General features: G+C 58.2%; 19 protein-coding genes and 1 pseudogene. 5 read left to right on the forward strand and 15 right to left on the reverse strand.

The window, feature by feature from the left end; all coding sequences use genetic code 11:
• The 3 genes and pseudogenes from D8U73_RS18655 to D8U73_RS18665 all read left to right on the forward strand — a co-directional run.
• Window positions 1–644 (forward strand): annotated as a pseudogene (locus D8U73_RS18655) (type IV secretion protein Rhs); the annotation flags it as partial.
• Window positions 645–653: 9 nt separating this feature from the next.
• The gene (locus D8U73_RS18660; RefSeq protein WP_130905384.1) at window positions 654–1,070 is read left to right on the forward strand and encodes a hypothetical protein; all 417 of its coding nucleotides are present in this window, start codon (window positions 654–656) and stop codon (window positions 1,068–1,070) included.
• 339 nt (window positions 1,071–1,409) lie between these two features.
• Window positions 1,410–1,730, forward strand: coding sequence for a hypothetical protein (locus tag D8U73_RS18665; protein WP_130905385.1), 321 nt, complete (start codon window positions 1,410–1,412; stop codon window positions 1,728–1,730).
• A 130-nt stretch (window positions 1,731–1,860) separates the two neighbouring features.
• On the opposite strand, the gene D8U73_RS18670 is transcribed toward D8U73_RS18665, so the two are convergent.
• Both D8U73_RS18670 and D8U73_RS18675 read right to left on the reverse strand, forming a co-directional pair.
• Window positions 1,861–3,651: a bifunctional diguanylate cyclase/phosphodiesterase gene (locus tag D8U73_RS18670; RefSeq protein ID WP_130905386.1), complete on the reverse strand. Its 1,791-nt coding sequence runs from the start codon at window positions 3,649–3,651 to the stop codon at window positions 1,861–1,863.
• A 146-nt stretch (window positions 3,652–3,797) separates the two neighbouring features.
• A complete protein-coding gene (locus tag D8U73_RS18675) occupies window positions 3,798–5,879 on the reverse strand; it encodes a carboxy terminal-processing peptidase (protein WP_162250573.1) in 2,082 nt (693 codons plus the stop codon).
• A gap of 138 nt (window positions 5,880–6,017) precedes the next feature.
• Between D8U73_RS18675 and D8U73_RS18680 the strand changes: the two genes are divergently transcribed.
• Entirely contained in the window at window positions 6,018–6,980 is a 963-nt protein-coding gene (locus D8U73_RS18680; RefSeq protein ID WP_056853861.1) for a zinc-binding dehydrogenase, read from the forward strand.
• A 105-nt stretch (window positions 6,981–7,085) separates the two neighbouring features.
• On the opposite strand, the gene D8U73_RS18685 is transcribed toward D8U73_RS18680, so the two are convergent.
• From D8U73_RS18685 to D8U73_RS18710, 6 genes are all read right to left on the reverse strand, one after another.
• The gene (locus D8U73_RS18685; protein WP_056853860.1) at window positions 7,086–7,739 is read right to left on the reverse strand and encodes an HAD family hydrolase; all 654 of its coding nucleotides are present in this window, start codon (window positions 7,737–7,739) and stop codon (window positions 7,086–7,088) included.
• Between the two features lie 34 nt (window positions 7,740–7,773).
• Window positions 7,774–8,763 (reverse strand): ABC transporter ATP-binding protein, encoded by a 990-nt coding sequence (locus D8U73_RS18690; protein WP_130905387.1) that lies wholly within the window; start codon window positions 8,761–8,763, stop codon window positions 7,774–7,776.
• Window positions 8,760–9,560 carry an ABC transporter permease gene (locus D8U73_RS18695; protein ID WP_130905388.1) on the reverse strand — a complete coding sequence of 267 codons (801 nt, stop codon included), beginning with the start codon at window positions 9,558–9,560 and terminating at the stop codon, window positions 8,760–8,762. The genes D8U73_RS18690 and D8U73_RS18695 overlap by 4 nt, the downstream gene beginning before the upstream one ends.
• Window positions 9,547–10,392 carry an ABC transporter permease subunit gene (locus tag D8U73_RS18700; protein ID WP_056853857.1) on the reverse strand — a complete coding sequence of 282 codons (846 nt, stop codon included), beginning with the start codon at window positions 10,390–10,392 and terminating at the stop codon, window positions 9,547–9,549. The genes D8U73_RS18695 and D8U73_RS18700 overlap by 14 nt, the downstream gene beginning before the upstream one ends.
• Window positions 10,389–11,195: an alkaline phosphatase family protein gene (locus D8U73_RS18705; protein WP_130905389.1), complete on the reverse strand. Its 807-nt coding sequence runs from the start codon at window positions 11,193–11,195 to the stop codon at window positions 10,389–10,391. The genes D8U73_RS18700 and D8U73_RS18705 overlap by 4 nt, the downstream gene beginning before the upstream one ends.
• Before the next feature lie 142 nt (window positions 11,196–11,337).
• Entirely contained in the window at window positions 11,338–12,402 is a 1,065-nt protein-coding gene (locus D8U73_RS18710; protein WP_056853855.1) for an ABC transporter substrate-binding protein, read from the reverse strand.
• Window positions 12,403–12,765: 363 nt separating this feature from the next.
• Here D8U73_RS18710 and D8U73_RS18715 point away from each other — a divergent pair, with 363 nt between their 5' ends.
• Window positions 12,766–13,479, forward strand: a complete 714-nt coding sequence (locus D8U73_RS18715; RefSeq protein WP_056853854.1) for a UTRA domain-containing protein — start codon at window positions 12,766–12,768, stop codon at window positions 13,477–13,479.
• A gap of 62 nt (window positions 13,480–13,541) precedes the next feature.
• Here D8U73_RS18715 and D8U73_RS18720 read toward each other — a convergent pair whose 3' ends face one another.
• From D8U73_RS18720 to minC, 7 genes are all read right to left on the reverse strand, one after another.
• Window positions 13,542–15,698 carry a mechanosensitive ion channel domain-containing protein gene (locus D8U73_RS18720; RefSeq protein ID WP_130905390.1) on the reverse strand — a complete coding sequence of 719 codons (2,157 nt, stop codon included), beginning with the start codon at window positions 15,696–15,698 and terminating at the stop codon, window positions 13,542–13,544.
• Window positions 15,699–15,774: 76 nt separating this feature from the next.
• The gene (locus D8U73_RS29230; protein ID WP_177336566.1) at window positions 15,775–15,951 is read right to left on the reverse strand and encodes a hypothetical protein; all 177 of its coding nucleotides are present in this window, start codon (window positions 15,949–15,951) and stop codon (window positions 15,775–15,777) included.
• 98 nt (window positions 15,952–16,049) lie between these two features.
• Complete coding sequence (locus D8U73_RS18725; protein WP_056853852.1) at window positions 16,050–17,339, reverse strand: M18 family aminopeptidase; 1,290 nt, start codon at window positions 17,337–17,339, stop codon at window positions 16,050–16,052.
• Window positions 17,340–17,436: 97 nt separating this feature from the next.
• Window positions 17,437–18,072 (reverse strand): RluA family pseudouridine synthase, encoded by a 636-nt coding sequence (locus D8U73_RS18730; protein ID WP_056853851.1) that lies wholly within the window; start codon window positions 18,070–18,072, stop codon window positions 17,437–17,439.
• A 190-nt stretch (window positions 18,073–18,262) separates the two neighbouring features.
• Window positions 18,263–18,517: a cell division topological specificity factor MinE gene (gene minE / locus D8U73_RS18735; protein ID WP_007974947.1), complete on the reverse strand. Its 255-nt coding sequence runs from the start codon at window positions 18,515–18,517 to the stop codon at window positions 18,263–18,265.
• Between the two features lie 3 nt (window positions 18,518–18,520).
• The gene (minD, locus tag D8U73_RS18740) at window positions 18,521–19,333 is read right to left on the reverse strand and encodes a septum site-determining protein MinD (RefSeq protein WP_007974946.1); all 813 of its coding nucleotides are present in this window, start codon (window positions 19,331–19,333) and stop codon (window positions 18,521–18,523) included.
• Window positions 19,334–19,533: 200 nt separating this feature from the next.
• Entirely contained in the window at window positions 19,534–20,271 is a 738-nt protein-coding gene (minC, locus tag D8U73_RS18745; protein ID WP_056853867.1) for a septum site-determining protein MinC, read from the reverse strand.
• Window positions 20,272–20,332 lie beyond the last annotated feature (61 nt).

A 20,332-nucleotide genomic window follows, 5' to 3' on the forward strand; every position in this document is an offset into this window, starting at 1 on the left:
CACCGGACCCGGTGAAGCTGGCCGGCGGGTTGAACCCGTATCGGTATACGCCGAACCCGACGGGGTGGGTGGATCCGTTGGGGTTGAGCGGGAATTGCCCGGGGGCGAATAGGCCGGATTGTTCGGTGCCGGATGGTGTTGGTGGCGTTAAAGTTGATGAGGGTGAGCCGCAGCTGCCGAAAATGTCGACCGAGCAGCGGCGTGAAAGGATTGATGAGCTAGCTGAGAAAAATGCTAAGCGGCGGGTACTTGAATACGAGAAAAAATACAAAATGCATACTGTCGCAAAACACAACCCTGAAATTCCTGATAGAGCGCTTAAGCAACGATCAATTGACGGTAGTCATCCAACAATAAAGCGACAGAGGGGGCCTATACAATCCAGCTCTCAATTCAAAAATTGGCGTTTACAGTTAAATGCTCTAAATGATGCTGTCTATAGGATGAGCAAGAGGGGAACATCTCCAACTGGGTATACACCAGAGGGGGACCCTGTAATTAAAAAGGAAATGCCAGGAGGAGGTAGAGGGTATAAGCCTAATAAGAAAGATATAAATAATCCAAAGTACATAGAAAATCTCAATTATTCTGAAGTGAGATTTGATCAAAATACTTTGCGGCCGTATACCGCATTCCCTAAATAGGAGGCTGAATTGTTAAAGTGGCCAAAATTTGATGTTGTTTTTGAACCTACTATTTTTTATTGGTTGGGCGGAATATCTATTTTTGATCGCGAGGAAACGTTAGGAGCATCTCTGTGGGTGTACAACCCGAACGATAAAAATGATAGAGAACAAATCATAAGGAAATTCATTTTAACTAGGTTTGATCATCTAACCTACAGGCATCGCTTCTTGTTGTTCCAAATTTTGGAAGCGACGTTGGCGATGCCGGACTTTGATTTTTCACAACAATTTGAAAGCGATTACGACGAAAATATATCCATGGCGTGGGATGAAACGGAAATAGACAATCCACGGGTTTTTTTTGAAGATATATACAGAATAGCGTTGGAAGAGTGGAAAGATGATCTGTACAAGGCAAATCTGGAAGATCAATCAACTTGGTAGTGAGAATTTTTGGTCCTACGAAATCTCCGTTCATAGTCCTAGGAGATTTCCTTCAAATCGTGTCGATTTTCATGAACTGGTGCGCAGCCGTGCTCATCGATAGTCTTTCCTCTGCCACTGCAAATTCAGTGGCAGGGCGTGGAAGCCCTTCTATCGTTAGGCGCAACAAGCGCCACCAGTTCGGCGTTTTTCGTCTGCGTTTTCATGGTGGCTGTGCGCGGGGCGCTTTCGAGTGCGCCGGGTGCCTAACGTACCGGTCTTCCACACCTGCGTACAGCCGCCACCTATTGCGTGGAAGTGAAGGTATGCGGCTCTCATCCATACGTTAGGAATAGAATGATGAAAAAACTGACACCCGATCCACCCTACGAAAAACCAACTCCCCACCCCGAAAGTCGCTTCATGGCCCTCACCAGCAACAGCGACGACATGCCCACTCTGTTCGTCGATACCCAGGCGCCGCTCGACGTACTGTATGACGCGGCCAGCTACCGCATCCAAGCGGTCACCCAAGTAATGGAGAACCTATCCATGCGAGGTTCGATCGAGTGTGAGTCGTTCATCCTCAGCGACTTTGCCTTGCTCTGCGCCATTCCGTTACGGGATGGGTGTGATGTGTTGGATGTGATGGGGCGCCGGTTGCGGGCCAGGGCATCATAAAGTTTGGGGTTGTTAGGTCGGACGCCATCGCGGGCAAGCCTCGCTCCTACAGGGGGGGGGCGTTTGCGAAAACTGCAGGCGCCACAGGACCCTGTAGGAGCTAGGCTTGCCCGCGATAGCGTCGGAGCAGTCAGCTCTGTCCCATTAGAAGTGCTCTTTCCGGTGTAGGCACCGCCAGGCTATCAATCACATGCACGCTATACCCCGGCACGTTCTTCGCGTGGTGTTTGGCTTGGGAGGCCATTTCTGCCAATTGGCTGGCATCGATTTCTCCGCAGGCCTCTGGATGTAGGTGCACCACGCCGATGGACAGTGAAAGCAACGGGAATTCCTGGCGCACGCCCTGGCGGTTGGGGGCGATGAAGCAGCCGGCTTCGAGGTGTTCGGCGCGGTAGAAGCGGCGGCACTGGCTCTGGAAGTCGTCCAGAAGCTGGTTCAGCCGTCGGCCCCAATCTTCCGGGCCAAGGACCAGTAGAAAGTCATCTCCCCCGATATGCCCGACGAAATCGCGTGACGGATCGACCCGGTCGTTAAGGCATTGCGCCAGGCACAGCAGGACTTCATCGCCACGGCCGTAGCCATAGATATCGTTGAAGGGTTTGAAGCTGTCGATGTCGACGTAGCAGATCACCGATTCGCGTTGCTGTTGTAACAGCCGTGTGAGGCATTGCTGGATCGGCACGTTACCCGGTAACAGGGTCAACGGATTGGCGTAGCGAGCCTGCTGGATTTTCAGTTCGGTAATCAGCTTGAGCACGTCGATCACCCGCCCCAGGCCCAGGTAGCTGCCGTTGAGGGTGATGATGAAGTCTTCTTCGATACGTTGCCGAGCGCGGCTGGTGATCAGGCGGCTGACCTGTTGCAGCGACTGGCTCATCTCGACGGCCAGGAAGTCATCGTTCATCAAGCGGCTGATCGGTTTGCGGGCGAACAGGTCAGTGGCGAACGGCTTGAGCAGCGCGTCGGAGAGCGAATGTCGATGGACGATGCCGCAGGGTTGGCCTTGTTCGTCCAGCACCGCCAGCGAGTTGAGATTGGCCTGGCGACGGAAGGCCTCCAGGACCGTGGCGGTCGGTGTGTCGCGGCCCACTGCCGGCTGGTCGTTGAGCAGGGCACTGAGGTCGCTGGCTTCATCGTTCAGCGCCACGGTGGCATTGTCCTGTCTTGGCATCAGGGGCCGGGCATCCTTGGGTGGATGCTCCTGCGGTCGGCACAGCAGATAGCCCTGAACCAGATCGACGCCCATCTCGGTCAGTACCGCCAGTTCCTCCGACAATTCGATACCTTCAGCGATCACCTGCGCCCGTGAGGCCTTGGCGATTTGCAGGATTGAACCGACGAACTCGCGTTTGAGCGCGTCCTGATGGATACCGTCGATGAAATGTCGGTCGATTTTCACGTAATCGGGTCGCAACTCCGACCACAGGCGCAAACTTGAATAGCCTGCACCCAAGTCGTCCAGGGCAATCGAAAAACCCATCGCCCGGTAGTGATGCAGGGCGGTTTGCAGCAACTGGAAATCGTCGATGGGCGCCTGTTCGGTGAGTTCGATCACCACCTGGCTCGGCGGGATGCCGAAATCCTGCAGCAATTGCAGGGTACGACCCGGTTGATGCGCGGCCTCGAGCAGGGATTCGGGTGAAACGTTGAGGAACAGTTTTCCGGGCAATTGCTGTTCGTTGAACCGTCGGCAGGCACTCTGCCGGCAGGCGATTTCCAGTTCGCTCAAGCGACCGGCCTGGCGGGCGACGGCGAACAACGCGATGGGGGAGTGCAGCGGGCTGTTCGACGGCCCGCGGCTGAGGGCTTCGTAGCCGAGAATTCGTCGCTCAGAGAGGCTGATGATGGGCTGGAACAGGCTGTGCAAACCGCCTTGAGTCAGAATTGAGCTCAACGCACTCAGCTGTTCGGTTGTGGTCATGGCGGTCTCTGGCGATAAAAAAAGGGCTGGGCGTGTTCTCGGTAAAGAGAGCACGCCCAGCCCTGTATTTCACGACAGATTGATGACTGTTTGATGACGCTCCGCGGAGCGTCAGCATTAAATTGCCATCAGTCGCTGATAATGACTCAGTGCTTGGCCACCGCCGTGTTGAGCTTGAGGTAGTCCAGCAGGATGCGCCCGGTTTCGCTCAGGTAGGCATCGTCTTCCGGCTTGGTCTTGTCTTGCTCGGCCGCGATGGCGTCTTCGTCTTCTTTCTTCAGCTCTTTGAGCGGCTCTTCGCCCTTGGCCTTGCGACGGATGTTTTCCATGGTCAGTTGCTTGGCTTCGATGTCGGCGTGTTGGGCTCGACGCTCGACTTCGTTGAGGCTGACGGTTTTTTCGTTCATCAACTTCTGTGCCAGGGCCAGCTTGTCGCGGATGAACACGAACTCGGCGTCTTTGGCGGTACGCACATCATGCTCGGACTTGAGCTGGGTGATGTACGGCTTGAACGGGTCGACCGCAGGCTTGATCGCCGCGCGGATGGTGTCCCACGGCATGGCTTCCGGCAGGGCGCTTTCGCCGATTTCCTTGGTGTCGATGATCGACGGGTAGTCGATGTCCGGCAGTACGCCTTGATGCTGGGTGCTCTGGCCGGAAACCCGGTAGAACTTGGCCAGGGTCAGCTTCAGTTCGCCATGGTTCAGCGGCTGAATGGTCTGCACGGTGCCTTTACCAAAGGTCTGACCGCCAATGATCAGCGCGCGGTGGTAGTCCTGCATGGCGCCGGCAAAAATCTCCGAAGCCGAGGCGGACAAACGGTTGACGAGCAACGCCATCGGGCCTTTGTAGAACGCACCCGGATTTTCATCTTCGAGCACATCGACGCGGCCATCGGCGTTACGCACCAGTACGGTCGGGCCTTTGTCGATGAACAGGCTGGTCAGCTCGGTCGCTTCCTGCAAGGAACCGCCGCCGTTGTTGCGCAGGTCGATGACCACGCCGTCGACCTTGTCCTTTTGCAACTCGGTCAGCAGTTTCTTGACGTCGCGCGTGGTGCTCTTGTAGTCCGGATCACCGGCGCGAAACGCCTTGAAGTCCAGATAGAAAGCCGGGATCTCGATGACGCCAAGCTTGTAGTCCTTGCCATCCTGCTTGAGGTTGAGGACCGATTTTTTCACCGCCTGGTCTTCAAGCTTCACCGCTTCACGGGTGATCGGCACGATCTTGCTGGTCTGGTCGTTCGGCGCATTGCTGGCCGGAATCACTTCCAGACGCACCACGGTGCCTTTCGGGCCACGGATCAACTTGACCACTTCATCCAGACGCCAGCCAACCACGTCGACCATTTCCTTGTTGCCTTGGGCAACGCCGATGATCTTGTCGGCCGGTGCGACCTGCTTGGTCTTGTCGGCCGGACCTGCCGGCACCAGACGCACGACTTTCACCTGGTCGTTGTCACTCTGCAACACGGCGCCGATGCCCTCGAGGGACAGGCTCATGTTGATGTCGAAGTTTTCTGCATTATCCGGCGACAGGTAGTTGGTATGCGGGTCGTAGGACATGGCGAAGGTGTTGATGTACGCCTGGAAGATGTCTTCCGCGCGGGTCTGGTCCAGACGCGCCAACTGGTTCTTGTAGCGCTTGGTCAGGGTTTCCTGGATCTGCTTGGAATCCTTGCCGGCGATCTTCTGGCGCAGGACTTCGTCCTTGACGCGCTTGCGCCACAGGTCGTCGAGTTCTGCGGTGGACTTGAGCCAAGGCGCGTCCTTGCGATCGATCAGCAAGGTTTCCTTGGTGGTGAAGTCAATCTTGTCGACACCCTTGTTCAACTCGGCAAGGGCAAAGTCCAGACGCGCTTTGACGCGGTCCAGGTAGCGCTTGTAGATGGTGAACCCGGCGTTGAGATCGCCGCTTTTGAGGAAGTCGTCGAACTGGGTCTTCCACTTGTCGAACTCGGCAATGTCGCTGGCCATGAAATAGCTGCGCGACGGGTCGAGCAATTTGAGATAGCTGTCGTAGATGATCACCGAGCGCGCATCATCGAGCGGTGGTTTGCTGTAGTGATGACGCTTGAGCAGTTCCACGACATTCAGACTGGCGATGACTTCGTCACGATCAGGTTGAAGCTTGTCCCAGCTGTTGGCTGCGAAAGTGTTGCCGGACATCGGCAGCAGGCCGATACCGATGAAAAGAGCGAGGGCGGTGCTGGGGAACAAACGCTTCATGTTGATTCGACGCGGGGACAATTGATAACGCATATTAGGCCGTCTTTGAAGTCGCCGGTTCCACAAGGGCCGGTCGCATAATGCAAAAAGCCCGGCGCTACAGCTTCGGGCTCAGTCCAGACTCACTATGGAGGCACTGTGAAAGCATTGCAAGGCGTTGACGGTCAAGTGGAGTGGCTTGAAGAGCCGAGTCCTGCGTGTGATGTAGGACAAGTTCGCATCCGGGTGTCGGCTGCGGGACTCAATCGTGCCGACTTATTACAGAAGGCAGGGCTGTATCCGCCACCACCTGGGGCCAGCAAGGTGCTCGGTCTAGAGTGTTCGGGCGTGATCAGCGAGGTCGGGCCGGGTTCTTCCTGGCAAGTTGGCGATCGGGTTTGCGCCTTGCTGGCCGGGGGCGGGATGGCCGAGGAAGTGGTTGTCGACGGACGGCACGTGCTGCCGGTACCCGACGAAATGTCGCTTGCGGAGGCGGCGGCGTTGCCCGAAGTGTATGCAACGGTCTGGTTGAATTTGTTTCAACTCGCTGCGCTCAAGCCAGGGGAAAAAGTCCTGCTGCACGCTGGAGCAAGTGGAATCGGTTCAGCTGCCATTCAGCTGTGCAAGGCGTTCGGAAATCCGTGCTGGGTCAGTGTCGGTTCTGCCGAACGGCTGGCCTATTGCGAAAAGCTTGGCGCCCAGGGCGGTGTGGTCCGTAGCGGCAATCTCGAGAGCTTGAGCGATCTGGGGCCGTTCGATGTCATCCTCGACCCGGTAGGAGGCAATTACGCGGCGCTGAACCTTAAGCTTATGGCTCTGGATGGGCGCTGGGTGCTGATCGGGTTGATGGGCGGCCGTGAGGCCAGGCTTGATCTGGCGCAAGTGCTGGCCAAGCGTGTGCAACTGTTGGGCTCGACCCTGCGCAGCCGCGATGATCAGTTCAAGGCGGATCTGTTCAGTGATCTGCGCCAGCACGTGTGGCCGCTGTTTGCTGAAGGCCGGTTGAGCCCGCAACTGGCCAAGGCCTTCCCGATCAAGGATGCCGAAGCGGCGTTTGCAGAGTTGGCGAGCAACACGGTGGCTGGGAAGCTGGTGTTGGTGATTGATGAAAGCCTGACCTGATAACCCCCGTAGGAGCGAGGCTTGCCCGCGATGATCGATGACACGGTCTGCCAAACATACCGAGTCGCCTGAATCGCGGGCAAGCCTTGCTCCTACACGAGCGGGTTACTTCCAGATATGGATTGGCCAGCCGGCTTTTTCCGCCTGTTCACGCAGCACCGGGTCCGGGTTCACCACATGTGGGAAATCCACCTTCAGCAACAACGGCAAATCATTGCGTGAATCGGAATAAAAACTCGCGCCTTCAAGGTTTTCCTCTTCTGCATCCAGCCACTCCAGCAGCCGGGTGATCTTGCCTTCGCGGTAGGTCAGGGTGCCGACGGTGTTGCCGGTGTAAGCACCGTGGGCCACCTCCAGTTCGATCCCGAGAATCTCGTCGATGCCCAGGCGCTCGGCAATCGGCGCCACCAGGTGCGTGCCGGAGGCCGAGATCACCAGGATGCGGTCGCCGGCCTTGCGGTGCGCGGCGATGGTCTTGGTGGCGTCGCTGAAGATGATCGGTTCGATGAAGTCTTCCACCCATGGGCCGACCAGGTGTTCGACCTCAGCCGGTGTACGACCGATCAATGGCTCCAGGCTGAAGGCCATGTAGTCTTCCATCGCCAGGTGACCTCGGCCGTAGGCGTCCATCAGTTCCTTGTCGCGACGCAGGAAGGATTCGCCATCGACCCAGCCGAGGCGGACCATTTGTTCGCTCCACAGCGAGGCGCAGTCGCCGTGGATCAGGGTTTCGTCCAGATCAAAAATTGCCAGGGCCATCAGTGCAGTTCTCTCTTCAACGTCAGCAAGGTCATCAGGCTACCTCACACAGGGCCGTCGGATCGATGGAAAGCGCCAGACGCTGACCATCGGGATGCAAATCGGAGGCCGAGCGGTTGAGTACATCGACCACCAGCTCTACGCCGCGGGCTTCAATGCGGTAGCGGATCACGTTGCCCAGCAGGCTGTGGCTGCGTATTTGCGCGTCGAGTTCACCGTTGAGGCTCAGTTCGATGGCTTCCGGGCGAATCGCGATTCGATGATTGATCGGCCGCTGCAACAGCTTCGTCGCGCTCTCGGCATCCAGCAGATTGTAGTTACCGATGAACCCGGCGGCGAACACATCGACCGGCGCTGTATAGAGGGTTTCGGCATCGCCGCTTTGTACGATTTTTCCCTGATTCATCAGGAAAATCCGATCAGACATGGTTAGCGCTTCTTCCTGATCATGTGTGACGAAAATCGTGGTCAAACCCAGTTCGCGCTGGATCTGACGGATCTGTTCGCGCAGGTGTTTACGAATTCGCGCATCGAGCGCCGACAGCGGTTCATCCAGCAGCAACAGGCGAGGGCGGGTCACCAGCGAGCGGGCAAGGGCGACGCGCTGGCACTGGCCACCCGACAGTTGATGCGGATAGCGGGCGGCAAAATCTTGCAGCTCCACCAGCCTCAGAACTTCGGCGACGCGCTTCTGGCTGTCGTCCGAGTTGACCTTTTGCATGCGCAAACCGAAGGCGACGTTCTGTTCCACGGTCATGTTGGGAAACAGCGCATAACTCTGGAACACCATGCCGATCCCGCGTTTTTGCGGGCTCAGCGGCACGATGTCGATGCCATCAAGCAGGATCTTGCCGCCATCTACCGAGGTCAGTCCGGCGATGCAGCGCAGCAGGGTCGATTTGCCGCAACCGGACGGGCCGAGCAGGGTGACGAATTCGCCTTTCTGGATTTCGCAGTTGATGTCGCTGAACACCGTGGTGCCCGCGTAGTTTTTCTGAAGATGTTGGACGCTGACATAGCTCATTCGCTTTTGTCCCTGTTCAAGATGTTGGCAATCCAGGTCAAGACCAGCACAAAGAAGAAGTAGGAAATCACCAGCGCACTGGTGAAATGTCCGCTGCTGTTGCGCATGTTGTTGAGGTAGACCTGCAGGGTTTCGTAACGGGTGCCGACGAGGATGTTGGCGAACACGAATTCACCGAACAGGAACGAAAACGACAGCAGCAACGCCACCATCAAGCCCTTGCGCAGGTTCGGCAGCACCACCAGGAATGCCGCCTGAAAGGTGCTGGCGCCGAGCAGTTGCGCGGCGTCCATCAGGTCACGCAGGTTGATCGCTTGCAGGTTGTTGGTGATCGCCCGGTACATGAAGGGCAATGCCACAGTGAAGTAGCAACCGATCAGGATCCACGGTGTGCCGACCATGGCGAACGGCCCCGAGCCGTAGAGCTGCAACAGACCGACCGACGACACCACTGGCGGCACCGCGAAGGGCAGCAGGATCAGGATGTTCATCAGCGCATCGAGTTTTGGAAAGTGGTAATGCACCACGAACAGCAGCGGCAGGATCAGTACCACCGACAGGACCAGTGCACCGACACAGACCAGCAGCGACTGGCCGAAAGCACTGAGAAAGCGCGGGTCGCTCCACAATTGCACGTACCATTTGATACTGAAGCCGCTGGGCAGAATGGTCGCCGACCAACTGCTGGAGATCGAGTAGATGAATGTGCCGAGCAATGGCAGCAGCAGGATCGCGAACAGCAGGTAGACCACCACCCTGTGGTAGACCCCGATAGGTCCCAATTCAGCGCGAGACATGGTAGCTCCTCTTCAACAGCAGCTGATGCACGATGGTCACCAGGGTCATCAACGCCACGAGCACTACGGCCAGGGCGCTGGCGAGGTTGGGGTCGAGGGAAATGTCACCGGATACCATTGCCGCGATCCGGATCGGCAGCACGTTGAAGTTGCCGGTGGTCAGGGCATACACCGTGGCGTAGGCGCCGAGGGCGTTGGCCAGCAGGATCACGAAGGTGCCGAGCAATGCCGGGGTCAGCACCGGCAGGCCGATGTGGCGCCAGAACTGCCAGCCATTGGCGCCCAGCAGCGCAGCGGATTCGCGCCAGTCCTCGCGCAAGGCGTCGAACGCCGGGTAGAGCAGCAGCACGCCGAGCGGGATCTGAAAATAGGTGTAGAGGATGATCAGCCCGGTTTTCGAATACAGGTTGAAGTCCTGAATGATCCCGGCCTGCTTGAGCATGATGGTGAAGCTGCCGTTGAAGCCGAGCAGGATGATGAACGCGAAAGCCAAGGGCACGCCGGCGAAGTTACTGGTCATGTTGGCGAAGGCGTTGACGAAGTTGCGCAGTTTCGAATCGACCCGACGCAGTGAATAAGCGCCGAGCACCGCGATGATGATTCCGAATACGCTGGACCAGAAGCTGATCTCGAGGCTGTAGCGGATTGCCTGCAAATAGAACTTCGAATTGAAAATCTTGGTGAAGTTGGCGAGGCCCCAACCGAATTCTTCCGATTCGAGGCTGTTGATCATCACCCACACCAGCGGGGCGATTTCGAACACGATAAAGAACAGAGCGAAGGGCACCAGGCACAAAGCCGCCAGCCATTTGCCGCGAGTGATGGCATTCACTTGAGCAGCTCCCGGCACACAGGTTTGTCGTGGGGGACGCCCAGCAGCTCGCAGACGGTGCCGCAGATTTGCGTCTGTTTCGGGACGGCATCGGCATTGAGACTGAAGGCATCACCGAGCACGAACAGCGGAACTTCGCGTTCCTCGGGCAGCAGGCCGTTGTGGGACCGGTCGTTATTCATGCCGTGATCGGCTGTCACCAGCACTTGATAACCCGCGTCGAGCCAGCCTTGCAGATAGTCGGCGATGATGATGTCGGCGGAGCGCGCGCTGTTTCGGTATTGCGCAGTTTCGAGTCCGTGCTTGTGCCCGGCGTCGTCAATGTTCATGGGATGCACCAGCAGGAAATTCGGCGCATGGCGCAAACGCAGGTTTTCGGCATCGGCAAACAGATGCGAGTCGGGATAATGATCGTTCCAGTAAAAATGCCCGTGCTGGATCGGTAGGTCGGGGTTGTCGGTATGACGATCACGCGCCGCGACGAACGGCGAGCGGTTGTACAACTCACTGACCCAGTGGTATGCCGCCGCAGCGGTTTTCAGCCCGGCGTCAGTGGCATAGTGATAGATGCTGCGCTGGTTCGACAGGCGCGAGACATTGTTGTGGACGATGCCGCTGTCGATCGGCGTGACGCCGGTCAGGATGCATTCGTACAGAGGGCGGGACAGGGCCGGCAATTCGCACTCCAGCTTGTAGAGCGCTGCGCGTCCTGCGCCGACATAGGCTTGCAGGTGCCCCATGGCGTGGCTGGCGACTTCGTAGTTGAGGCCGTCGAGCACCACAAGGATGACGTTGTGATTCATAGGGGCGATGACTCCGCAAAACAATGAATATCAGCGAAACCCATAGGCGCGAAGCTTGCTCGCGAAGGCGGACTTTCAGCCAACAGGGATGTTGAATGTCAGTGCCGCTTCGCGGGCAAGCCTCGCTCCTACAGATGAAGCATTACTTCATTTCGACGATGACTTCTTCGTTCCACTTCTGCGGCAAGGCCTTGGACGTTTTCTCCCAGGCATCCGCGTCCTTGATCGGCGTGACCTTTTTGTACTGCTCGTTTGGCAGCAGCTTGGCTTTCACGTCTTCGGGCAACGTGATGTGTTCAGCACGGATCGGACGGGCATTACCTTTGGCCAGGTTGATCTGCCCGGCGTCACTGAAGATGTACTCACGGGTCAGCTTGGCGGCGTTCGGGTTTTTCGCGTATTTGTTGATGATGGTGGTGTAGCCGGAAATCACCGAGCCATCGGATGGGATCAGCACGACATAGTCATCCGGGTTGGCCATTTTGGCCTTGTAGCTCAGGCCATTGAAGTCCCAGACCACACCGACTTCGATCTCGCCTTTTTCCATGGTGGCAATGGTCGGGTTGGCCATCGACAGGCGACCCTGCTTGGCGATATCGGCAAACATCAGCAACGCAGGCTGCAGGTTTTTCTCGTCGCCGCCATTGGCCAGTGCTGCGGCCAGTACGCCGTTGGCTGCCTGAGCCGCGGTGCTCACGTCACCGATGGACACTTTGTATTTGCCAGACTTGAGGTCTGCCCATTTGGTGGGTACTTCGGAACCGTGCAGCAATTTCTTGTTGACGATGAAGGCGATGGTGCCGGTGTAGGCCAACGCCCAGTTGCCGTCCTTGTCCTTGGCCCAGTCGGGTACCTGGTCCCAGGTGGACGGTTTGTACGGTTGCACCACACCTTGCTTGACCGCAATCGGGCCGAAGGCGGCGCCGACGTCGCCGATGTCGGCACTGGCGTTGTCTTTTTCCGCGGCGAACTTGGCAATTTCCTGGGCCGAGCTCATGTCGGTATCGATGTGTTTCAAGCCATATTTCTTGGCCAGGTCTTCCCAGGTGCCTTTCCAGTTGGCCCAGTCATCGGGCATGCCGACGCTGTTGACTGCGCCTTCCGCTTTCGCAGCGGCTTCGAGGGTTTTCAAATCATCAGCCGCCATGGCGGCGGTGCACATGGCAATGGTCGAGCCTAACAGTGATGCCAGGAAAAACTGTTTCATTCCGAAGCTCCTTGGGTCGTGTTCAACGCTGCGATTGCGGTTTGTGTTGGTCTAGGTCAGCAATACCTGAGCCAATTTAGGGGGGCTGGATGACACTTTGATGTCGTTCGTCGCCCGACAGGCGTTTTATTTGCCCGGTACTGACGGCTGCCAAGTAAGCGTAGACCATTGGCAAATGCCCGCAGTACAAGCACTTGGCAGATGTATTGCACGGATTTCAACGCGCCCTGCAGATGACCCGTCCCCAGACTTGTCATCTCTCAGTCATCTGCACTGCCTACGCTTACAGGACGTAGACAGAGCCGATTTACAGCGCGGTTCTGCCCCGAAACAGTGCTGGTCTAGTCCAGATAGGTAACGTTGATGCGCGACGAGGCAACAAAAGCGGTGACAGCCATCGGCCAAGTGCTGCAGGAGCAACTTGACCATGGGTTGCTGACGCCTGGCAGCAAGCTGCCGGCCGAGCGCAAGCTCAGTGAGTTGTTCGGTACGACGCGCATTACGGTGCGCGAGGCGTTGTTGCAGCTGGAGGCTCAGGGGCAGATTTATCGCGAAGAACGCCGGGGCTGGTTCGTCTCGCCACCGCGCCTGGCCTATAACCTGATGCAGCGCAGCCACTTTCACGCGATGGTCGGTGCGCAGGGGCGGGTGCCGTCCACTGAAGTGATCTCTGCGCGTTTGCAGCCAGCCTCGGCGGCGGTCTGTGCCTGGTTGCAGTTGCCGGCGCTGTCGAGCGTGATTCAGATCTGCCGATCGCGACGCATTGACGGCCGCTTGGTGTTGTACGTGGAGCATTATCTGAACCCGCAGTTTTTCCCGGGGATCCTGGACTTTGATTTGAACCAGTCGATTACCGAGCTTTATGCGCGACATTACGACTTGCATTACGGGCGGGTGCGGTTCGAGATTGTGCCGACGGCGTTGTCCGCGGATGCGGCAGCGGCCTTGCGGGTGTCGGTGGGGAGCCCGGGCTTACGGATTGCCCGGGTCAATTACGATCAGCATGAGCGGCTGATCGATTGCGATCTGGAGTTTTGGCGGCATGATGCGATTCATGTTGGCGTTGATGTCGTTTGAATACTAATGCCGCGTATTCATGGGAAGGCTAATCAGGGCGGGACTGAAACTTAAGATCAGCATCACCCCTTCTCCAGTCCACCACCGGCCGTCATCACTTGAATGCTCATGCGCGGCATAGCCAAATCCATCCCGGCTTCGTCCATGTGTCGTTTCAGCGACAGGTTGAACGCACGGGACACTTCCCATTGTTTGATCGGCGCAGTCTTGAACCGGGCGCGCAGGACCGCATTGCCGGACTCGAAGCTTTCCACACCCTGAAACTCAAGTGGCGACCAGATGTTGCGTCGTTGCAGGGGATCGGTGCGCATTTTCTGCCCGACGTCACGCATGAGTTTGATTGCGCTATCGATGTCCATGTTGGCAGGAATCGCGACGCGGAAGATGGCATAGCCGAACTCCCGGGAGTAGTTCTTGATGCTTTTGATTTCGCTGAACGGAATGGTGTGGACGATGCCGTCGATGTCCCGCAGGCGCACCGTACGGATAGTCAGGCCTTCGACCGTGCCGAGGTGACCGCCGACGTCCACGTAGTCGTCGATGGCCAGGGAGTCTTCGATGATGATAAACAAGCCGGTGATCAGGTCGGCCACCAGTGATTGCGCACCAAAGCCGATGGCCAGGCCGATAACGCCGGCACCGGCCAGCAGTGGCGTGACGTTCATGCCCATGTTCGCCAGCGCGACGATCAGCGCGATGATGAAGATCGCCACGAACAATACGTTGCGGATCAGCGGCATCATCGTTTGCGCGCGGGCGTTGGCCAGGCCTTTTCGGGAGCGGGTGAGGGCGTGGTGCACGGCGGTGTCGCTGAGGATCCAGATCAGCCAGGCGAAGATCAGCGTGCCGATGAGGCTGAACAGCTTGACACTGATTTCATGGCCCTCGCCTTCGGTGAACGCAATCAGCGACATGCCCCAGACTCGCAGTCCGAGTTCGATGAACGCCAGCCATACCAGCAAATGGGCAAGGGTATAAAAGAAGCTTTTCAAGCGTTCGGAATACAGCGCGTGGCGTTTGACCCCGCGTTGCGGTTTCAGGGAGTGGCGACGTACCAGGCCGTTGATCACCATGCACAACACCAGCAATACCGTGCAGATCAGCGACTGGCGCAGGGCAGTGCTGGTGTCACCGGCAGAAACAAACGTGGCGAACAGGGAAATGCCCACCAGCACCAGTGCCGGGACATACCAGAAGGTGCCGAGGATTTCGATGGTATCGCTGAGGGCGCGGCGGGTCAGGCGGCGGGACAGTGGCTGGTTGCGTATCAGGTGGGCGATCGGGCGACGGAATCGCAGGATGAACAAGCCGGTGGACAGCGCCGCCAACACGTTGGCCACCGTCGCTGCCGTGTGCGCCAAGTGCACGCCAAGGCTTTCGATCAATCGCGGATCGCTCAGGGCTTCACCAAAAGCGGCGAAGCTGCCGATCAGCCACAGGGGTCGAAACGCCTGATGCCGCAAGATGTGCAAGGCACGGTGGCGGTGCGGGCCGTCGAGCAGGGAGAAAGCGATCACACAGATGGCGGAGAAACAGGTGCCGACCACCAGTGCATAGGCCAGCACCATCGCCAGGCTTTTGCCCAATGACGACGGCAGGGCGTAGCTCATGTAGACCGTGATGACCAAGGCAATCAGCCAAGGCCCGAGCTTGCGCAAGGCGAAGCGCAACATGTCCACGGCCCTGGGGTGCTGTGGCAGTTCTTCGGTCAACCCGAAACGCATGCGCACCCGGTGGCTGATCCAGATCAACGCAGCCGCCAGCAGGCTCCAGAGCATCAGAATCAGGGCAAAGGCGAAAATGATTGGCAGCCATTCATTGGCCGGCAGTATCCGCGCCGTGAGTTCGTCCTTGGCCTGGTCGAATTCGTTGGACCAGCGTGTAATCGGGCTGTCGGCGCCGGAAAATTGTTTCTCGAAGCTGGCGAGCGTGCCGCCAATGAGGCCCAGTACCCCCTCTTCGGCGACGGGTTGCGCCTTTTTCGTGGCATCGCGCAGTGTCTTCAAGTCCGCCAGCAATTTGCTTCGTTGCTGATCGTTTTCCAGGGACTTGATCACTTCGTCCAGTGATTGAGCCAAGGGCTCCTGCGCTTCTGGCTGGGCTTTCGAGGAGCTGTTGAGCAGGCTCGGCAAACCCACGGCCTGGGCAGGCGCCACTGGCAGCAGCGACAGCAGGCAGACAAGGAGCAAACACGGCAGAGCGAAAAGACGAGCGGACACTAGGCGGTCAACCTCAGAGTGAGCGGATCGACCGAGTGTACGAGCCCGTCAAATTCAAAGCGAGTCGGGGGATAATTTATTCGTTGAGTTTGGCGAGGATCTTGAAGATCACAGTGGCAAGGATCAGCAGCATGCCGAGCCACATGGCGAGTACGCCGGCATTTTTGTCACGAAAGTTGAAGCCGACTGCCAGCATCAACATACCGATAAGAATCGGAATCAGCATGGCGTGGAACGAGGATAGCGAGATCATGGCGACTGCCTTGTCGAAAGGGATAATTGAAGTCTAGGTGGATTTCCTGCGATCCGTGCAGGAGCTGCCGCAGGCTGTGGCAGCTCTTGCACGGGGTTCTACGGCAGCTCGCGGCAGGCGTAGAAAGCACTCAGCACTTTGACCAGATGCGCCAGGTCGTGGCTGCCGCACAGTTCACGGATCGAGTGCATGGCGAACGTCGGAAGGCCGATGTCCACGGTGCGCACACCCAGGTGACTGGCGGTGATCGGGCCGATGGTCGAGCCGCAGCCCATGTCGCTGCGCACCACGAAGCTCTGCACCGGTACTTCTTCGGCCATGCACAAATGGCGGAAGAAACCAGCGGTTTCGCTGTTGGTGGCGTAGCGCTGATTGCTGTTGACCTTGATCACCGGGCCGGCGTTGAGTTTCGGGCCGTGGTTGGCGTCGTGCTTGTCGGCGTAGTTGGGGTGCACGCCGTGGGCATTGTCGGCCGAAACCAGCAGGGATTTCTGAATGGTGCGTACGAATTCGTCACCTTCGGGCAACAGGCGACGCAGGGTTTGTTCGAGCATCGGGCCATCGGCGCCGCAAGCAGAACAGGAACCGACTTCTTCGTGATCATTGCAGACCAGTACACAAGTTTCGTCGGTGTCGGCGGTCAGCAACGCTTGCAGGCCGGCGTAACACGACAGCAGGTTGTCCAGGCGGGCGCCAGCGATGAAATCACCGTGAAGGCCGATAACCGCGGCGCTTTGCGTATCGTAGAAGCTCAGCTCGTAATCGAGCACCACATCGGCATTCAAGCCGTGCTCGCGGGCGAGTTGGTCGGTGATCACAGCGCGGAAATCCACGCGCTCGTCACCGGCGAATTGCGCCAGCACCGGTGGCAATTCGGTCTGGGCATTGATCGCCCAGCCCATGTTGGCCTCACGATTGAGGTGAATGGCCAGGTTCGGAATGATTGCGATCGGTGCCTTGAAGTCGATCAACTGGCTCTCGACCTTACCGTCACGGCGGAAGGTCACGCGGCCGGCCAGGGACAGGTCACGATCGAACCACGGTGCCAGCAGCGCGCCGCCATACACTTCGACGCCCAGTTGCCAGAAGCCTTGGCGTTGCAGTTCCGGTTGCGGCTTGACCCGCAGGCACGGGCTGTCGGTGTGGGCGCCGACCAGGCGAATGCCGCCGTGCAGCGGCGAATGGCGGCCCATTTTGATCGCAACGATCGAAGAGTCGTTACGCGTGACGTAGTAGCGACCATTGGCTTCGGTGGACCAGGGCTCACGCTCGTCCAGGCGTTGATAGCCTGCTGCTTCCAGTCGCTGAACAAGGCTGGCAGTGGCATGGAACGGGGTAGGGGAGGCCTTGAGAAAGTCGATCAGGCCTTGGTTCAACTCTTCGCGCATAAGAAGCTCCAGACAGCAATGGCGCCAGTTTAACGTATTGGTCAGAGAATTGGCGGGGGACTGCTGACTAGCAAATCCCTACAGAGGGCATTGGCTACTAGAACGGTGCCGGGCACTCAAAGCGCAGGCGTTCGCCACTTTGCGGATGAGTGAAGCTGAGCATGCTCGCGTGCAGGCACAGGCGAGGCCAGGCGGCCAGGGCTTGTTCGTGAGCATAGAGCCCGTCGCCCAGCAGTGGGTGACCGATCGACAGCATATGCACACGCAACTGGTGCGAGCGTCCGGTGATCGGCGTGAGCTCGACGCGGCACCAGTCGCCACAGCGTTCCAGTACGCGCCAGAAGGTCAGGGCGTTTTTACCGAACTCATGGTCGACCACATGGCGTGGCTTGGTCGGCGGATCATAGCGCAGCGGTAAATCGATGCTGCCGCTGTCCAGCTCGGGCTGGCCCCAGCACAGCGCGGTGTACGCCTTTTCGGTTTCGCGGTCGTGAAATTGGCGGGACAGCTCACGGTGCGTATCGGGATCGCGAGCCAGCAGGATGATGCCGGAGGTTTCCCAGTCCAGGCGATGGACGATGCGGGCTTCCGGGTAACCGTTTTCCTGCAGGCGGGTAATCAGGCAATCCTTGTTGTCATCGGCCCGACCCGGGACGGAGAGCAGCAACGTGGGTTTGTTCACCACCAGAACGGCGGCATCCTGATGAATGATTTGGACATTGGACAGCGGCATTAAAACAGCCTCGTAACAAACGCCAACGGCGGCTCGATCATTCCCACACCCCGATCTGCGTAGGTGCCGGCTTGCTGGCGATTGTTTCAACGCGTTGTAAATCACATTGCGTTGCCTGCATCGCCAGCAAGCCGGCTCCTACATCGGGCGCTTCGAATGAACGAGCCGCCGTGGCTCCAGCCGGATCGACTCAGCGATCTGGCAGGGTGATATTGAGTTCCAGAATCGAGCAGCTGCCCTGGCTTTCCAGTGCGACGTGCACGTCATCGGACCCGATATTGACGTACTTGCGAATCACCTCGACCAGTTCCTTCTGCAAGGCTGGCAGGTAGTCCGGGGTACTGCGTTGGCCGCGTTCGTGCGCCACGATGATCTGTAGACGCTCTTTCGCTACCGACGCGGTGCTTTGCTTTTTGTTGGCACGAAAGAAGTCAAAAAGGTTCATTGCTTAGTTGCCTCCAAACAGGCGCTCGAAGAATCCCTTCTTCTGTACATCGAGGAATCGATGATCCACGGTCTTGCCCAGCAGGCGATCTACGGTATCGCTGTAGGCCTGGCCGGCATCGCTCTGGTCGTCGAGGATCACGGGAACGCCCTGGTTGGATGCCTTGAGCACCGCCTGGGATTCCGGGATCACGCCGAGCAGGGTTACCGAGAGGATTTCCTTGACGTCTTCTACGCCGAGCATTTCGCCTTTGCTCACACGTTCCGGGTGATAACGGGTAATCAGCAAGTGTTCCTTGATCGGGTCTTCGCCGCGTTCGGCGCGACGGGACTTGCTGGCCAGCAGGCCGAGCATGCGGTCGGAATCTCGAACCGAGGACACTTCCGGGTTGGTCACGACGATCGCTTCGTCAGCGAAGTACATGGCCAGGTGGGCACCTTTCTCGATGCCTGCCGGGGAGTCGCAGACCACGAACTCAAAGTCTTCCTTGAGTTGCATCAGGACTTTTTCCACGCCTTCGACGGTCAGCGCGTCTTTGTCGCGGGTCTGGCTGGCGGCCAGGACGTAGAGGTTTTCCAGGCGCTTGTCTTTGATCAGGGCCTGTTGCAGGTTGGCTTCGCCGTTGACCACGTTGACGAAGTCATACACCACGCGACGTTCGCAACCCATGATCAGGTCGAGGTTACGCAAACCCACGTCGAAGTCGACGATCACTGTTTTATGGCCGCGCAGAGCGAGGCCGGTACCGATAGCGGCGCTGGTGGTGGTCTTACCCACACCACCCTTGCCGGATGTAACCACGAGAATCTTGGCCAAGGTGTTTCACCCCTAAGGAAAAAGGACTTTTAGCCCCTGAAAAACATCTCTTGAAAACTACTGCAGTCGGACAGCCTTGGCTGGAGTTCGGTTGTGAGCGGCGTTTACCCCCGGTAAACACTGCTTTTGGCCTGTTTCCTACTTCGTTTGAGCCGTTTTCGCTACGTTTTAGAGATGCTTGGAAAATGCGGCAGTATCCGTTAAAGCCGAATGATGTTCAACACATCGCCCGACAGGCTGACCTGTACGCCCGAACCCCATAACGGGTCGCGACGCAGGTCTTCGGAGACCTTGTAATGTCCTGCGATCGAAACCAGTTCAGCGCTCATTTGCTGACAGAAAATCCTGGCCTTGGTGTCGCCTTTGACGCCGGCCAACACCCGGCCACGCATGGGGCCGTATACATGGATGTTGCCATCGGCGAGAAGTTCCGCCCCAGGACTGACCGAGGAGATCACCACCAGGTCGCTGCCTTGTGCATAAATCTGCTGGCCACCGCGTACTGGCGAAGTGATGATTTTGGTCGGTTTGATCGTCGGCTCCGGCGGTTTTTCCGGTTTTTTTGCAACGGCGCCTTCGTTCAGGTCCAGCGCACGCTCACGCGCGCCGGAGGGCGGCAGCACCGGCAGATCGACCGCGATGGCCGCTGCGATGTCTTCAATGCGGCTGGCACGGATCGCCAGGGTGCGCAGGCCATGCTGGCGGCAGACGCGCATCAGGCCCGGCAGATCGACCGCACCTTCGCTGGCCGGGAGTTTGTCCAGGGCCAGTACCAGCGGCGCATTGCTGAAAAAACCAGGCGCCTGGGCGACCTTGGCGGCCAATTGCCGGTCGAGGCCCTCGAGGTCGTTACGGGCCAGTTCCAGCACCGTAATGGCGAGCATGCTGCCCTTCAGCTGGAACACGGGATCTTGGTCTAGCGGTTCGGTTTGGCTCATGGTCGGCATACAACGACTTGTCACTAAAAGTGCCGAGACTTATAACGAGAACGCCCGCAGG

The organism is Pseudomonas sp. Sample_22, from assembly GCF_004307635.1.
Classification (GTDB): Bacteria; Pseudomonadota; Gammaproteobacteria; order Pseudomonadales; family Pseudomonadaceae; genus Aquipseudomonas.

What these genes read in the sequence shown, in the direction of transcription:
- D8U73_RS18725 (WP_056853852.1), bottom strand. Translation starts at nt 17,339, where the DNA reads ATGCGCGAAGAGTTGAACCAAGGCCTGATCGACTTTCTCAAGGCCTCC.
- D8U73_RS18670 (WP_130905386.1), bottom strand. Translation starts at nt 3,651, where the DNA reads ATGACCACAACCGAACAGCTGAGTGCGTTGAGCTCAATTCTGACTCAA.
- minC (WP_056853867.1), bottom strand. Translation starts at nt 20,271, where the DNA reads ATGAGCCAAACCGAACCGCTAGACCAAGATCCCGTGTTCCAGCTGAAG.
- D8U73_RS18675 (WP_162250573.1), bottom strand. Translation starts at nt 5,879, where the DNA reads ATGAAGCGTTTGTTCCCCAGCACCGCCCTCGCTCTTTTCATCGGTATC.
- D8U73_RS18730 (WP_056853851.1), bottom strand. Translation starts at nt 18,072, where the DNA reads ATGCCGCTGTCCAATGTCCAAATCATTCATCAGGATGCCGCCGTTCTG.
- D8U73_RS18715 (WP_056853854.1), top strand. Translation starts at nt 12,766, where the DNA reads ATGCGCGACGAGGCAACAAAAGCGGTGACAGCCATCGGCCAAGTGCTG.
- D8U73_RS18695 (WP_130905388.1), bottom strand. Translation starts at nt 9,560, where the DNA reads ATGTCTCGCGCTGAATTGGGACCTATCGGGGTCTACCACAGGGTGGTG.
- D8U73_RS29230 (WP_177336566.1), bottom strand. Translation starts at nt 15,951, where the DNA reads ATGATCTCGCTATCCTCGTTCCACGCCATGCTGATTCCGATTCTTATC.
- D8U73_RS18690 (WP_130905387.1), bottom strand. Translation starts at nt 8,763, where the DNA reads ATGAGCTATGTCAGCGTCCAACATCTTCAGAAAAACTACGCGGGCACC.
- minE (WP_007974947.1), bottom strand. Translation starts at nt 18,517, where the DNA reads ATGAACCTTTTTGACTTCTTTCGTGCCAACAAAAAGCAAAGCACCGCG.
- D8U73_RS18710 (WP_056853855.1), bottom strand. Translation starts at nt 12,402, where the DNA reads ATGAAACAGTTTTTCCTGGCATCACTGTTAGGCTCGACCATTGCCATG.
- D8U73_RS18665 (WP_130905385.1), top strand. Translation starts at nt 1,410, where the DNA reads ATGAAAAAACTGACACCCGATCCACCCTACGAAAAACCAACTCCCCAC.
- D8U73_RS18685 (WP_056853860.1), bottom strand. Translation starts at nt 7,739, where the DNA reads ATGGCCCTGGCAATTTTTGATCTGGACGAAACCCTGATCCACGGCGAC.
- D8U73_RS18705 (WP_130905389.1), bottom strand. Translation starts at nt 11,195, where the DNA reads ATGAATCACAACGTCATCCTTGTGGTGCTCGACGGCCTCAACTACGAA.